This window comes from Solwaraspora sp. WMMA2056, assembly GCF_030345095.1.
Classification (GTDB): domain Bacteria; phylum Actinomycetota; class Actinomycetes; order Mycobacteriales; family Micromonosporaceae; genus Micromonospora_E.
This window is the reverse complement of the sequence record NZ_CP128360.1, coordinates 4,402,990-4,417,369: the sequence shown is the minus strand read 5'-3', so window position 1 is coordinate 4,417,369 and position 14,380 is coordinate 4,402,990. Positions and strand designations below refer to the sequence as shown.

The window sequence follows — 14,380 nt, the reverse complement described above, 5'->3', positions numbered from 1 at the left end:
GTCACTCCTGTTCAGGGCGGGCCGAGGTGGTCAGTACGCGATGGGCGTGCGCGGCCCGGGCGGCCAGGTCGGCGGTGTCGGCGGTCCGCAGTTCGGCGCCCTCGACGACCGGGCGGCCGCCGACCAGCAGCAGTTGCACCGGGGCGGGTGGGCCGAGCACCAGGGCCGCGACCGGGTCGTCGATGCCGGCGTGGCCGAGCCCGTCGAGGCGCCACAGCGCCACGTCGGCGAGTTTGCCGACCTGCAGGGATCCGATGTCGGCGTCCCGGCCGAGGCAGCGGGCCCCGCCGATGGTTCCCAGGGCGAGGGCGTCGCGGGCGGTCATCGCGGCCGGGCCGCCGCGCAGCCGGGCCGCGTACAGGGCCTGGCGCAGTTCCTCGCCGAGGTGGCCGGCCTCCTGACTGGCGGCACCGTCGACGCCGAGCCCGACGGGGACGCCGGCGGCGAGCAGGTCGGTGACCCGGGCGGTGCCGGCCCCGAGGCGGGCGTTGGAGCTGGGGCAGTGCGCCACGCCGGTGCCGGTGGCGCCGAGGCGGGCCACGGCGGCGTCGTCGAGGTGGACCCCGTGCGCCAGCCACACGTCGTCGCCGAGCCAGCCGAGGTCGTCGGCGTACTGCACCGGCGTGCAGCCGTGGGTGGCCTGGCAGTACTGCTCCTCCTCGACGGTCTCGGCGAGGTGGGTGTGCAGCCGCACACCCCGGCGGCGGGCCAGCTCGGCTGACTCGCGCATCAGGCGCGGGGTGACCGAGAACGGCGAGCAGGGGGCGACGGCGACCCGCAGCATCGACTCCGGCGACGGGTCGTGCCACCGGTCGATGGCGGCCTCGGTGGCGGCCAACGCGGCGTCGGTGTCCTCGACGACGGAGTCCGGCGGCAGGCCGCCCGCGGAGCGGCCGAGGTCCATGGAGCCCCGGCACGGGTGGAACCGCAGGCCGATCCGGGCGGCGGCGGCGATCTCGGCGGCGAACAGGTCCCCGCCGTCGCGGGGGAACACGTAGTGGTGGTCGGTGCTGGTGGTGCAGCCGGACAACGCCAGCCAGCCGAGGTTCGCGGCGGCGGCGTCGTGCACCGTGTCGGTGTCGATGCGTGACCAGATCGGGTAGAGGGTGGTGAGCCAGCCGAACAGGTCGTCGGACTGGGCCAGGCCCCGGGTGGCCCACTGGTAGAGGTGGTGGTGGGTGTTGACCAGACCTGGGGTGGCCAGGCAGCCGGTGCCGTCGATGCGCCGTACCCGGCCGGGGTCGCCGCCGGTGAGCCGGGCCAGCAGGTCGTCGGGCAGGTCGCCGGGGCCGACGGCGGCGATCCGGCCGTCGTCGCCGACGACGAGATGCCCGGTGCGGTGTTCGGTGCCGGCGGCGTCGACGGTGGCGATCGCCGCGCCGGTGATGGCGAGCATCACCAGTCACCCAGCGCCGGCGGGGCGTCGTCGCGGGCCACGGTGCCCTCGATCAGGCCGTACGGGCGGTCGGTCGCGACGAACACGGTGCCGGGGTTGTCCAGCCCGAACGGGTCGAGGTCGACCGGCAGGTGGTGCTTGTTCGGCAGGGCCAGGCGCACCTGCACCACGTCCGGGCAGTCGGTGAGCACCCGCTCCCCCATCGCGTACAAGGTCTGCTGCAGCGACCGGCTGTAGGTGCCGACAAACGCGTCGATCAGGGCCCGCCGGACGTCGGCGTGGGCGGCGTCGAAGCCGCCGGCCGCCTCTGTCCCGGCGTAGCGCCACTGGGCGTCCACCGCGGTGGCCAGGATCCGGTCGTCGGTCTCGGGCAGCGTGGTGTACGGGTCGACGACGTAGCCGCGGAACTCCGAGTCGGTGGAGTTGAGCAGGACCAGACCGGTCAGCCCGGCGGTCACCTCGGCCCGTTGGCCGTCGTAACGCACCGTGACGGTACGGGTGTGTCCACCGTCGCGGGCGAACGAGTGCGGTCCGAGCCGGTGCCAGTCGTGCTGGGCGATGTCGACCCGGGCCCGGTCGATGCTGGCCTGGCTGTCCACGAAGTGCCGGGCCAGCAGCAGGCCGAACTCCTCGGCGCTGGCGATGCCGTGCTGGCGGGCGAACGCGTACACGGTGTTCTTCTGGGTGTCGGTCGGCAGCACCTGACGGTTGTCGCCGGTGAGGTGGGTGGCGGCGAGGTCGCCGGCGAGCGCCACGGAGACGGTGAGGTCGGTCAGGGTGTGCCGGTCGGCGTCGCGGTCGACCCGGACCACCCGGGTTTCCGCCTTGCCGTAGCGGTTCGGACCCAGGACGATCCCCATCAGTCAGCTCCCTCGATAGGTGGTGTAGCCGTACGGGCTGATCAGCAGCGGTACGTGGTGGTGGCGGGCGGCGTCGTGCACGACGAAGGCGACCGGGATCTCGGTGTAGAAGCCGGCGTCGCCGAGGTGCCCGGCCACGTCGAACACCAGCCGGTACCCGCCGGTGGTCCACGCCTGGCCCGGTGCCCAGTCCCGCAGCCGCCCGTCGGCGTCGGTCCGTCCGGTCGCGACGGTGCGCCAGCCACCGGCGACGTGCGGGTCGGCGACGTCGAGACGGACCGGCAGGCCGGGTACGGGGACGCCGGTGGCGGTGTCCAGCACGTGGGTGGAGATCGGTGCGGCGTTGCTGGCGGTGGTCGGCGCGAGGTCGTCGACGAGTCGGCCGACGCGCAGTGCCGCGATCTGCCCGAGCTCGACGCGGACCACCGCCTGTTCGGCGGTGTCGTCGTGGTGCAGCCGGCGGCGGGCGGCGGCGGCCAGCTCGGTGGCACCCCGGCCGTTGGCGAAGATCAGGAACCGGTAGCCGAACCGCTGCTCGTAGGCGTCGTTGAGGGTGACCAGCTCGGCGCGGGCGGCGTCGTCGCCGTGCTGGTCGCCGCCGGCCGACGCGGCCTGCTCCCGGCGGGACCAGCCGGCTTCCCGGCCCTCGCCCGACGGCGGTTGTCCGATGCGCGGGTGGGCGGCGACGGCGGCGAGCACCTGCGGCCACGGCAACCCGCTCAGCTGTTCACAGGCCGTGGCGGCCAGTGCCGCCCGGTCCCGGTACGGGCGGGCCGCCGCCACGGCGGCCGCCCAGTCCGGCGCGGCGCAGCAGCTCAGCAGCTGTGCGCGCACGTCGTCGGCGGGCAGCGTGTTGAACACGTCGAGTCCGCGATCCACTCCCGGCACCCCTTTCGCTGGTCAGCAGTCAAGCAGCCGGGGTCGGCGGGTCGGTAGCGGCGCGGGGACCAAAGACGAAACACCGTCGCCGTACGGTTTTGGAGGTTCATCCAATCACCGTGACCGGAGGCGACCCCCGTGCTGCTGGCCGACGTGCTCGACAAGGCCCACCTGAAGCTGCTCCCGCTCACCGGCGACGACGGACGGGACCGTACGGTGGGCCGGGTCAACGTCATCGACCTGCCCAACCCGGGCCGGTACGTGGCCGCCGCCGATCTGGTGCTGACCGGCCTGATGTGGCACCGGGGGCCAGCCGAGTCGGAGGTGTTCGTGTCGGCGCTGGCCGCCGCCGGGGTGACCGCGCTCGGGGCCGGCGGGGCGCTGCACGGCAGTGTCCCCCGGGATCTGGTCACGGCCTGCCGGCGGCACCGGATACCGCTGTTCGAGGTGCCGGCCGACGTGTCGTTCCGGGACATCATCGACGACGTGCACCCGACCCTGTGGGCGCAGCGGGCCAGTTCGTTGGCGACGGTGCTGGGCCGCCAGCGTGGGCTGGTCGCGGCGATGGCCGCCGGTGCACGGCTCGCCGACCTGCTGCCGACGGTGGCCGGGGCGATCGGCCGGGACTGCTGGACGTTGACCACCAGTGGGCGGGTGGTGGCCGGTACGGCGCAGCTGACCGACGCTGTCGCCGACGCGCTCAGTCGGGCCTTCCTGACAGCGCAGCGGCTGCCCACCACGGTGACGGTCGACGGCGAGCAGTACTCGGTGTTCGGGGTGCCGGGCCGGGCCGAGCATCGGCTCGCCGCGTGGCTGGTGGCCTGCCGGGGCGCGTTGGACGCGCTGCCGGGCACCGTGGACGAGTTGACCAGTGTGGTGGCGTTGGAGCGGGCCCATCTCGACGAGGTGGCCCGGGTGGAGGCCCGGCTGGCCGGGCAGTTGCGGGCAGCGCTGCGGGTGCCCGGGGACGTGGCCGGGTTGCGGGCGGCGCTGCTGGCCGCCCGCTTGGACCCGGACGCGACGTTCGTCGCGGTCGCGGCGACGTTGGACGGGATGCGCGCCCCCGGCACCTTGACGGTGGCGGTGGTCGACGAGTTCCTCAGTCGGGTGGTCCCGGACCGGGCGGTGGCGCTGCTCGAACCGGATCTCGAGTCGGGGGCCCTCGCCGTGCTGGCTCTGCCGCCACCGATGGCGACGTCGATCGGTACGGCGCTGGTCGCCGCCGCCGACCGGATGTCACCGGGCCTGCGCGGCGGCCGGCTCACCCTCGGGGTCAGCGCGCCCGGTGTCGGCGCGGCCGGTCTCGGTGGGGCGGTGGAGGAGGCGTTGCACGCCCACCGGTCCGCGGCCGGGTCCGCCTCGGGCCCGGTCAGCGTGGTCGCGGCCGGCGAACTCGCCTCGCACTCGCTGCTGCTGGCCGGGGTGCCGGTCGGCACCCGGCGCGGTTTCCGGGCCCGGTTGCTCGGGCCGCTGGAGGCCTACGACCGGGACCACCACGCCGACCTGGTCCGTACCCTCACCGTGTTCCTCGACAATGGTGGATCGTGGAGTCGCTGCGCCGAGCTGCTGCACGTGCACGTCAACACGTTGCGGTACCGGATTCACCGGATCGAGCGGTTGACCGGCCGGAACCTGAGCCGGTTCGAGGACCGGGTGGACTTCTTCCTGGCGCTGCGGCTCGCCGCCGGTTGACCGGTCGGCGCGGCGGGCCCGGCGCACCCGGCCCGCGTCGTCGGCCCGGCCCGCGTCGTCGGCCGGGTCGTGGATCGGTCCGGTGCCGGCGGTCAGCCACCCACCGGGACGGCCGCTGCCGGTCGCGACGATCTCGGCGGCGATGCTGACGGCGGTCTGCTCCGGGGTACGGGCACCCAGGTCCAACCCGATCGGTGCCCGCAGCCGCGCCAACGCCGCGTCCGGCACCCCGACGGCCAGCAGCCGCGCACGCCGGTCGGCGGTGCTGCGGCGCGACCCCATCGCACCGACGTAGGCCACCGGCAGGTCCAGCGCCACCCGCAGCAACGGCACGTCGAACTTGGGGTCGTGGGTGAGTACGCAGAGCACGGTCCGGTCGTCGACCCGGCCGGCGGCGGCCTCGGCGGACAGGTAGCGGTGCGGCCAGTCGACGACCACGTCGTCGGCGTCCGGAAACCGCTCGGCGGTGGTGAACACCGCACGGGCGTCGCACACCGTCACCCGGTAGCCGAGGAAGCGGCCCTGCCGGGCCACCGCCGCGGTGAAGTCCGACACCCCGAAGATGATCATGCGCGGCGGTGCGGTGAATCCGCGTACCAGCAGTGACACTTCGGGCGCCGGGCGGACCAGCCGGGTCCACCCGTCGGCGAGCGCGGCCCGGCCGGCCCGAGCGGCGACGGCGTCGAGCGCGGCGTCACCGAGGGTGCCATGGTCGGTGCCACCGTCGACCAGCAGCCACCGGCCCCGGCTGGCCGCAGGTCCGTCGACGCAGGTCACCGCCGCGACCGGCCGACCCTGCCGCAGCGCGGCGGCGAGCCGGTCGAGGTCCGGGGCGCCGGCACGGTCCAGGCGTTGCACGAACACCTCGACGGTGCCGCCGCAGGTCAGTCCGGGCGCGAACACGTCGTCGCCGCCGTCGCCGAAACGCGCGAACCGGGTCGCCCCGGTCCGCAGCACGTCGCGGCACAGGTCGAGCACGGCGGCGTCGACACACCCGGCGGAGACGCCGCCGGTGACGGAGCCGTCCGGTGCCAGCAGCATGGCGGTGCCGACCGGACGGGGGGCGCTGCCGGCGGTGGCGGTCACCGACGCCAGCGCGACCGACGCACCCGTGGACCACCAGCGCAGCACCGTGGCGAGCGGGTCGGGGCTGAACATCAGCCCACGATGGGTAACCGCTGATCGCCGGGTCAAGCCCGTCCGGGCCGCCTTGTAGGTTCGTCCAACCGCGCCCGCAATCGGCGGTGCCGGATTGTGGTCCGCCGTCATTGTCCCGCTCACCGGCCCGGCGCGACGATGCCCAGCGTGGATCTGCATACCGTCTCCGACGTGATCGCCGCCGACGACGGCGACTGGCGTCCGGGTGACCGCTGGCTCGCCGGCGGCAGCTATCTCTACTCGCAGCCGCAGCCCGACGTACGTCGGCTACGCGACCTGACCCTGTTGGGCTGGCCGTCGCTGCGGGTCGACGACGACGGGGTCGAGATCGCCGCCACCTGCACCATCGCCGAACTGGCCCGGTTCACGCCCCCGGCCGGCTGGACGGGCGTCGGTGAGCTGATCCGCCGCTGCTGCGACGCGCTGCTCGCCTCACACAAGGTGTGGAACGTGGCGACGGTGGGCGGCAACATCTGCGCGGCGCTGCCCGCCGGCCCGATGACGTCCCTGGCGGTGGCGACCGGCGCGTGGTGCGCCGTCGACGACCTGGCCGGTGGGCGCCGCGCGGTGCCAGCCGTCGACTTCGTCCGCGACGTCGAGTCCACAGTCCTGTCCGACGGCGAGTATCTGCGCAGCGTACGGCTGCCGGCGGAGGCCGGGCGAGCCCGCTACGCGATGCGCCGGGCGTCGCTGTTCACCCACGGACGCTCCGCCGCGCTGGTCGTCGGCCGCGCCGATCCCGACACCGACGGGTGGTCGCTGTCGGTGACCGCCGCCACCCGCCGACCGGTCTTGCTACGACTGGCGGCGGGACTCACCGAGGCGCGGCTACGGGAACAGGTGGACGACGCCTGCGCCGCCGCCGGCTGGATGGACGACGTCCACGGGCTGCCCGCCTGGCGGCGGCACCGCACCCTGCGGCTGGCAACCGAGATACGGGCCGAACTGACCGCCGCCGGGCCGACGGGTGGGCGTCGATGAGCATCGTGGTCAACGGGGTCACCGCCGACGGGCAACCCGCACCTGGTCAGTGCCTGCGCACGTTCCTGCGGGACCAGGGCTGGTACGGGGTGAAGAAGGGCTGCGACGCGGGCGACTGTGGCGCCTGCACCGTCCACGTCGACGGGCAGCCGGTGCACAGCTGCATCTACCCCGCTGTGCGGGCGGCCGGTCGGCGCGTCACCACGGTCGAAGGGCTCGCCGACGGCGACCAGCTGCACCCCGTACAGCAGCGGTTCCTCGACGCGCAGGGCTTCCAGTGCGGGTTCTGCACCGCCGGGTTCCTGATGACGGTCGCCGCGCTCGACGACGACCAGCGCGCCGACCTGCCCCGGGCGTTGAAGGGCAACCTGTGCCGGTGCACCGGCTACCGGGCGATCCGCGACGCCGTCGCCGGCGTGTGCCACGTGGCCTGCGACAGCGCGGCCGGACAGGCGGGCGCGGTCGGCGGCAACGTGCCGGCACCGGCCGGGCGGCAGATCGTCACCGGCACCGCCCGGTTCACCTTCGACGTGACGGTCCCCGGCCTGACGCACGCCGTCCTGGTCCGCGCGGACGTACCGCACGCCCGGATCACCGGGTTCGACCTCGACGCGGCGATGCGGGTGCCGGGAGTGCTCGCCGTCCTGACCCACCGCGACTGCCCGGACAAGCTGTACTCGACCGCCCAGCACGAACACCCGCACGAGGATCCGGCCGACACCCGGCTGCTCGACGACGTGGTCCGCTTCGTCGGTCAGCGGGTCGCGGTGGTGGTGGCCGAGACGGAGGCGGCCGCGCGGACCGCCGCCGCCCTGGTCCACGTGCGGTACGCACCGCTGCCGGCGGTGTTCGACCCGGTCGTGGCGATGGCACCGGACGCGCCGGTGCTGCACGACAAGGACGCCGCCGCCACCGGTATCGCCCGGCCGGCGGACAACGTCGCCGGTGAGGTGCACGGCGCGGTCGGCGACGTGGACCGGGCGATCGCCGAGGCGGACGCCGTCTACACCGCGACGTTCCGGACCCAGCGGGTGCAGCACGCGCATCTGGAGACCCACGGCGCCATCGCCTGGCCGGAGCCCGACGGCGGGATCACCGTGCGGTCCAGCACCCAGACGCCGTACCTGACCCGGCGGGCGTTGGCCCGGCTGTTCGACCTGCCGACCGAACAGGTCCGGGTGGTCGCCGGTCGCGTCGGCGGCGGCTTCGGCGGCAAACAGGAGATGCTCGTCGAGGACGTGGTCGCCCTCGCGGCGCTGCGCACCGGGCGGCCGGTCAAACTGGAGTTCACCCGTACGGAGCAGTTCACCGCGGCCACCACCCGGCACCCGTTCGAGGTCCGGGTGAGTGTCGCCGGGCGGCGGGACGGCACGCTGACCGCGATCCGGTTGCGGGTGGTCGCCGACACCGGCGCGTACGGCAACCACGGCCCGGCCGTGCTGGCACACGGCTGCAGCGAGTCGGTGGCCGTGTACCGGTGCCCGAACAAGCAGGTCGACGGCTGGTCGGTCTACACCAACACGGTGCCGGCGGGCGCGTTTCGCGGCTACGGGCTCGGTCAGGTGTCGTTCGCGGTGGAGTCCGCCGTGGACGAACTCGCCCGCCGGCTCGGGCACGACCCGGTCGCGTTCCGGGCCGCCAACGTGATCGGGCCGCACGATCCGCTGGTCACCCCGGTCGGGCACGACGACACGGTGCAGGTGCACAGCTACGGCCTGGACCAGTGCCTGGAGCTGATCGACCGGGCCCGCCGCACCGACGCGGGCGCGGCGGCCGCCGAGGGGTGGCAGGTCGGCGAGGACCTGCCGGCCGGCGACGGGTGGCAGGTCGGCGAGGGCATGGCGGTCGCGATGATCGCCACCGGCCCGCCGGGCGGGCATCACGGCCGGGCCCGGATCACCGTCGGGGCCGACGGCGGATACCACCTGGACATCGGGATGGCGGAGTTCGGCAACGGCTCCACCACCGTGCACCGGCAGCTGGTCGCCGAGGCCCTGGCCACCACGGTGGACCGGATCCGGATACGGCAGTCGGACACCGCGCTGGTCGGCCACGACACCGGCGCGTTCGCCTCCACCGGCACCGTGGTGGCCGGCGCGGCCGCGCAGCGGGCCGCCCAGGCGTTGCGGCACCGGTTGATCGCCGCCGCCGCGCGGGCCACCGGCACCGATCCGGCCGACTGCCGGCTCGACGGGACCACCGTATGGTGCGCCGACCGACCGGTCGGCCTCGACGAACTGGCCCGCCGCGCGGCCGCCGACGGCGAACTGCTGGCCGCCGACGGACACACCGACGGGATGCGGCGGTCGGTGGCGTTCAACGTGCACTGGTTCCGGATCGCGGTGGACCCCGACAGCGGCGCGATCCGCATCCTGCGCAGCGTGCACAGCGCCGACGCCGGTACGGTGATCAACCCGATGCAGTGCCGGGGACAGATCGAAGGCGGGGTCGCCCAGGCGCTCGGTGCCGCCCTGGCCGAGGCGGTGACGATCGACGATGCCGGCCGTGTCGGCACCCCCGACCTGCGCAGCTACCACCTGCCGACGATGGCCGACGTGCCGCTGACCCAGGTGCACTTCGCCCGGACCAGCGACCCGCTCGGGCCGGCCGGCGCGAAGTCGATGAGTGAGAGCCCGTTCAACCCGGTGGCCGCCGCGCTGGCCAACGCGCTGCGCGACGCGACCGGGGTCCGTTTCACCGAGTTGCCGTTCACCCGTGACCGGGTATGGCACACGTTGCACCACGGCCACTCGGCCGACCAGTAGACAGTAAGGAAGAAAGAGCGACATGACGGTTGTTTCGTTGGCGGAGATCGTTCGGGCGCCGAAGGCGTTGTTGCATGACCATCTGGATGGGGGGTTGCGTCCGGAGTCGGTGGTGGAGTTGGCCGATGAGGTGGGTCATGTGTTGCCGGTGTCGGATCCGGTGGAGTTGGGTCGGTGGTTCGTGTCGGCGGCGGATTCGGGGTCGTTGGAGCGGTATCTGGAGACGTTCGCGCACACGGTGGCGGTGATGCAGACGGAGTCGGCGTTGTTCCGGGTGGCGTCGGAGTGTGCGGTGGATCTGGCGGCGGACGGGGTGGTGTACGCGGAGGTGCGGTTCGCGCCGGAGCAGCATCTGTCGCGGGGGTTGGGTTTGGGTCAGGTGGTGGAGGCGGTGGTGGCGGGGTTCGCGGACGGGTGTGCGCGGGCGGCGGCGTCGGGTCGGGTGGTGCGGGTGGGGACGTTGTTGACGGCGATGCGGCATGCGGCGCGGTCGCAGGAGATCGCGGAGTTGGCGGTGCGGTACCGGGATGCGGGGGTGGTGGGGTTCGACATCGCGGGGGCGGAGGCGGGGTTTCCGCCGACGCGTCATCTGGATGCGTTCGAGTATCTGCAGCGGGAGAATTTTCATTTCACTATTCATGCGGGTGAGGCTTTTGGGTTGCCGTCGATCTGGCAGGCGATTCAGTGGTGTGGGGCGGATCGGTTGGGGCATGGGGTGCGGATTGTGGATGATGTGGAGGTGGGTGCTGGTGGTGCGGTGAGGTTGGGGCGGTTGGCGGCGTATGTGCGGGACAAGCGGATTCCGTTGGAGTTGTGTCCGTCGTCGAATGTGCAGACGGGGGCGGTGGGGTCTATTGGTGAGCATCCGATCGGGTTGTTGCGTGATCTGCGGTTCCGGGTGACGGTGAATACGGACAACCGGTTGATGAGTGGGACGTCGATGTCGCGGGAGATGTGGTTGTTGGTGGAGGCGTTCGGGTGGGGGTGGTCGGAGTTGCGGTGGTTGACGGTCAACGCGATGAAGAGTGCGTTCATCCCGTTCGACGAGCGGTTGGCGATCATCGACGATGTGATCAAACCGGCGTACGCGAAGCTGATCGCCGAGCCGCTGGCGGAGGCGGAGGCCCACCATGTCGGTTGAGGTACGTACCCGTGCATGCGCCGGGGCGGGGACGCCACGCTGGGGGGCGATCCCGCACCGGCGGCTGCTCGACGCGCTCGCCGCTGCCGTCCCCGCCGACCGGCTGCCCCGGGTGGAGGCGGCCACCGTCACCCATCTGCTGCGCCCGGTGCCGTGGCAACGCCGGACCGGGCTGGTGAGCCTGGTCAGCACCGGGTACCCGGCGCTGGCCCAACGCGTCGCCACGGTCATCGACGCCGAGTTCCCCGGCGTACGGCTCGCCACCACCGCGCCGCCACGCGGACGCGACGACCGGGAGCAGTTCGACGTCCTGGTCACCGCTGACCACGCCGCCGAGGTCACCGCCTGGCTGGACCGGCTGTGGCAGGCGGCGGTCTGGCAGGTCGGCCCGCAGGTGCGGACCGGCCAGCGCACCTCGACGGCGCGGACGATGTGGCGGGCCGCGCTGCTGGTCGCCAACGGCTCCCGGCGGCGCAGCCAGATCCGGGTACGGGTGCCGGATCCGGGCGCGCTGACCGCGCTCACCGACGCCGGCGACGCGCTCGGCCTCACCGTCCACCAGCACCTGCGCCGGGGCAACTCCTACTTCGTCACGGTCGACGATCCCACCCAGTCGATCCAGTTGCTGCGGCTGGTCGGTGCCGGGCCGCACGCCGAGGCGTGGGTGCGCGACGCCGCCTGAGGCATGCCGACGCCGCGCCCACTGAAGCCGGCGACGCGCAGCACCGCCCGACGGTGCCCCCACGGCTGGCGCCCATGGTCGACACTGGGTAGATGACCGGTGACTCCACAGCAGGCGACCGGGCCGGCGACCGCTTCGCCTCGCTCGGGATGGCCGAGCTGCTGGCCGTCGTCGGCAGGCTGCTGCGCCGCCCCCGCCGGCGTGAGCACGACCTGCCGATCGTCGTCACCGTCGGCACCACCGGCGCCGAGATCCGTGCCGGGCTGCTGCGGCGGCTGCGGCGGCCACAGCGGCGACGTGTCCCCCACGTCGTGATCGACGCCGCCCGGTTCCCCGACTCTGGTGGCATCCGGTCGCTGCTCGACGTGATGCACCACCAGTTGGCGTTGGACGCGTTCGGCGGCACCCCGTTCACCTTCCGGCACTACCCGCTGGCCCGGTGGCTGATGGACCAGCGGTTGGCCGACGTCGAGGTCACCGAACGGCGGGCCCGGATCACCCAGATGCTGCGGCAGTGGCGTCGGCGGCCGGCCACCGAGAACATGCAGGGTGCCTCGGAGCCGGAGACGCTGTTCGCCACCGCGTACCGGCTGGTCCTCTGGCTGGTCCTGCGGGCGGTGCCGGACGTGGTGTTCCGGGCCGCCCTGTCCGGTCGGCTTCCGGTGCTCGGTGGACGGTACCGCTGGTTCATGCGCCAGCAGTACCTCGCGCCCCGGCAGAGCGGCACCTTCATCGGCTTCGCGGAACGGCTGACCACCGACCGGCGCACCGGTGAACAACCCGAGCAGGTACGCAAGCTGCTGGTGCACGCCTTCCTGGAGGACCTGCGGGCCGGTTACGCCCGCCGGTTCTGGTCGCCGACCGGGTGGCACCGCACCGCGTACCCGGTGCTGCTGCTGTCGGACGTCGCCCCCGGCAACGCCGGGTACGCGCTGCTGCGGCTGGTCAACGACGTCCGCAACGAGACCGGCCGGTGGGATCCGCTGCTGATCGTCGCCGACGCGGCCGACGGCGGGTCGGCCGCGGGTGGACCGGCCGCCGCTGGCTTCACGACGCCGCTGCACCTGGCCGAGGCGGGCATCGGTCTGGACGCATGGCGGGACGCCCTGCCGGAGCAGCGTCGGCTGCGCCGTACCGATGCCTGGTTCCTGGTGCTGGAGTCGGTGCCGGACCGTACCGACCGGCACGCCCACCCGGTGGTGCCGGACCTGGTGCCGCCGGCACCGCCCTGGTGGGCCCGGCGCACCGTGGCGGCGGCCGTGGTCCTGGCCCTGCTCGCCGCCGGTGGGACCTGGGCCGCCGGGCGTTGGGGGCCGGGTTGTCTGCCGCATCCCGGCCAGGGCCAGATCGCGTTGCGGCTGATCGACGGCGAGTGCGTCGGTTACAGCGACAGCCTGCGGTACGTGTTCAACCACGACCCCGGTCAGCAGGCGCTACGCGACATCCAGCAGCGGATCTTCCGGCAGAACGCGGAGGTCACCCAGATCTGGCAGGCCAGTCAGCGGCGCCGGCCGCTGATGACGCTGGTCTACCTGGGCATCATGACCGGCCAGCGGACCGGTCCCCGGGAGGTCTCCTACGTCTCCGAACGTGAGGAGCTGGAAGGGCTGGCGGTCGCGCAGTACGCGCTGATGAAGGGCTCGGCGAGCACCGACGGGCTGCCACTGCTGCGGATCGTGGTGGCCAACGGCGGCAAGCAGATGCGGCACGCCGAGCGGACCGTCGAACTCGTCGCCGGGCTGGCCGAGAGGGATCCGACGGTCGTCGGGGTGGTCGGCCTGGTCGAGAGCCGGTCCACCACGGCGGCGGCGCTGCGACGGCTGCACGAGGTCCGGCTGCCGGCGATCGCCCCGACGCTGTCCGCCGACGGGCTGCACCAGCACTCGAAGCTCTACCTGCAGATGGTGGCGCCCAACGTCGACCAGGTGACGCTGGTGTCGACGTACGCCACCGACGTGCTCGGCGTCACCGAGGCGCACGTCTACTACACCACCGGCGACGACAGCCCGCTCGCCGACGACCTCTACGTCAACACGTTGGTCTCCGGGATGCGGAGCCGGTTCGGCACCCGGGCGACGGTGGCCCCGTTCCGGGTCGGTGACTCGTTGCGGCACGAGTGCGGCTACCCCGGGCTGCTCTTCTTCGCCGGTCGCTACTCGGAGTTCGACGAGTTCCTGGAGGCGCTGCGGGACTGCCGCAACGATCCGCCCCGACACCTCGTCGCCGACGACTCGGTCAACCGTTATCTGGCCAACCATCAGCTACGCGCCAATGCGCCCGGCAACCTGCCGGTGACGTACGTGTCCAAGGCGGCGCTGGCGATGTGCAGCCGACTCGTCGCCGACTCCAGCGTCGACGAGAAGCGGCGGCGGTTCCTCGACCTGATCCGTCGCGACGATCTGCTCGGCCAGCGGCGCTGCACCGGCACCGCCGGGCCGCCGGTCGGCGAGCGGGTCGCGCTGGCCTACGACGCGGCGATGATGCTGATCGACGCGATGAAGGAGCTCGGCGCGCGGTTGACCGTCGGCTCCCAGCCATGGGATCCGGCGGCGGTGAGCGCGGTCGCGCTCTTCACCGAGGTACTGCGGCAGAACACCAGCGGTGCGTACGACGGGGTGACCGGACCGACGACGTTCAACGCCGGCACCGGCGAGCCGGTGGGGAAACGCCTGTCGTTGATGTACGTCGCCAGCGTGCCGCAGGTCGACCAGGAGCCGCAGGAGATCTTCTTCTGCGGCCGGGCGCACCCGGAGGATCCACCCGGCTGCCGGGCCGCCACCGCCGCCGGGCCGCCCCGACCCTGATTGGATCGCCGATCGCGGGAAC

Annotated in this window: 9 protein-coding genes and 1 pseudogene; 6 read left to right on the top strand and 4 right to left on the bottom strand. The window is 73.4% G+C overall.

What is annotated here, in order from left to right:
• Nucleotide 1 precedes the first annotated feature (1 nt).
• Genes O7608_RS19965 through uraD form a run of 3 tightly spaced genes read right to left on the bottom strand, consistent with a single transcriptional unit; the run spans nt 2 to nt 3,135 of the window.
• On the bottom strand, nt 2-1,396 hold the full coding sequence (locus O7608_RS19965; RefSeq protein WP_289206051.1) for an 8-oxoguanine deaminase: 1,395 nt from the start codon (nt 1,394-1,396) through the stop codon (nt 2-4).
• A complete protein-coding gene (gene pucL, locus O7608_RS19960; RefSeq protein ID WP_289206050.1) occupies nt 1,396-2,256 on the bottom strand; it encodes a factor-independent urate hydroxylase in 861 nt (286 codons plus the stop codon). The genes O7608_RS19965 and pucL overlap by 1 nt, the downstream gene beginning before the upstream one ends.
• Nucleotides 2,257-2,259: 3 nt before the next feature.
• Nucleotides 2,260-3,135, bottom strand: a complete 876-nt coding sequence (gene uraD, locus O7608_RS19955) for a 2-oxo-4-hydroxy-4-carboxy-5-ureidoimidazoline decarboxylase (RefSeq protein ID WP_289206049.1) — start codon at nt 3,133-3,135, stop codon at nt 2,260-2,262.
• A gap of 138 nt (nt 3,136-3,273) precedes the next feature.
• On the opposite strand from uraD, the gene O7608_RS19950 reads away from it, so the two are divergent.
• Nucleotides 3,274-4,827: a PucR family transcriptional regulator gene (locus O7608_RS19950; RefSeq protein WP_289206048.1), complete on the top strand. Its 1,554-nt coding sequence runs from the start codon at nt 3,274-3,276 to the stop codon at nt 4,825-4,827.
• A gap of 141 nt (nt 4,828-4,968) precedes the next feature.
• On the opposite strand, the pseudogene O7608_RS19945 reads toward O7608_RS19950, so the two are convergent.
• Nucleotides 4,969-5,985 (bottom strand): annotated as a pseudogene (locus O7608_RS19945) (XdhC family protein); the annotation flags it as partial.
• Nucleotides 5,986-6,123: 138 nt separating this feature from the next.
• On the opposite strand from O7608_RS19945, the gene O7608_RS19940 reads away from it, so the two are divergent.
• The 5 genes from O7608_RS19940 (at nt 6,124) to O7608_RS19920 (ending at nt 14,358) form a co-directional block, all read left to right on the top strand.
• Nucleotides 6,124-6,966 carry an FAD binding domain-containing protein gene (locus O7608_RS19940; RefSeq protein ID WP_289206047.1) on the top strand — a complete coding sequence of 281 codons (843 nt, stop codon included), beginning with the start codon at nt 6,124-6,126 and terminating at the stop codon, nt 6,964-6,966.
• Nucleotides 6,963-9,731, top strand: a complete 2,769-nt coding sequence (locus O7608_RS19935) for a molybdopterin-dependent oxidoreductase (RefSeq protein WP_289206046.1) — start codon at nt 6,963-6,965, stop codon at nt 9,729-9,731. The genes O7608_RS19940 and O7608_RS19935 overlap by 4 nt, the downstream gene beginning before the upstream one ends.
• Before the next feature lie 22 nt (nt 9,732-9,753).
• Nucleotides 9,754-10,872, top strand: coding sequence for an adenosine deaminase (locus O7608_RS19930; RefSeq protein ID WP_289206045.1), 1,119 nt, complete (start codon nt 9,754-9,756; stop codon nt 10,870-10,872).
• Nucleotides 10,862-11,554 (top strand): hypothetical protein, encoded by a 693-nt coding sequence (locus O7608_RS19925; protein ID WP_289206044.1) that lies wholly within the window; start codon nt 10,862-10,864, stop codon nt 11,552-11,554. The genes O7608_RS19930 and O7608_RS19925 overlap by 11 nt, the downstream gene beginning before the upstream one ends.
• A gap of 92 nt (nt 11,555-11,646) precedes the next feature.
• Nucleotides 11,647-14,358: a type 1 periplasmic-binding domain-containing protein gene (locus O7608_RS19920; protein WP_289206043.1), complete on the top strand. Its 2,712-nt coding sequence runs from the start codon at nt 11,647-11,649 to the stop codon at nt 14,356-14,358.
• Nucleotides 14,359-14,380: the final 22 nt, after the last annotated feature.

Coding starts and splice junctions, on each gene's coding strand:
- O7608_RS19965 (WP_289206051.1), bottom strand. CDS start 1,396: ATGCTCGCCATCACCGGCGCGGCGATCGCCACCGTCGACGCCGCCGGC.
- pucL (WP_289206050.1), bottom strand. CDS start 2,256: ATGGGGATCGTCCTGGGTCCGAACCGCTACGGCAAGGCGGAAACCCGG.
- O7608_RS19940 (WP_289206047.1), top strand. CDS start 6,124: ATGCCCAGCGTGGATCTGCATACCGTCTCCGACGTGATCGCCGCCGAC.
- O7608_RS19935 (WP_289206046.1), top strand. CDS start 6,963: ATGAGCATCGTGGTCAACGGGGTCACCGCCGACGGGCAACCCGCACCT.
- O7608_RS19930 (WP_289206045.1), top strand. CDS start 9,754: ATGACGGTTGTTTCGTTGGCGGAGATCGTTCGGGCGCCGAAGGCGTTG.
- O7608_RS19925 (WP_289206044.1), top strand. CDS start 10,862: ATGTCGGTTGAGGTACGTACCCGTGCATGCGCCGGGGCGGGGACGCCA.
- O7608_RS19920 (WP_289206043.1), top strand. CDS start 11,647: ATGACCGGTGACTCCACAGCAGGCGACCGGGCCGGCGACCGCTTCGCC.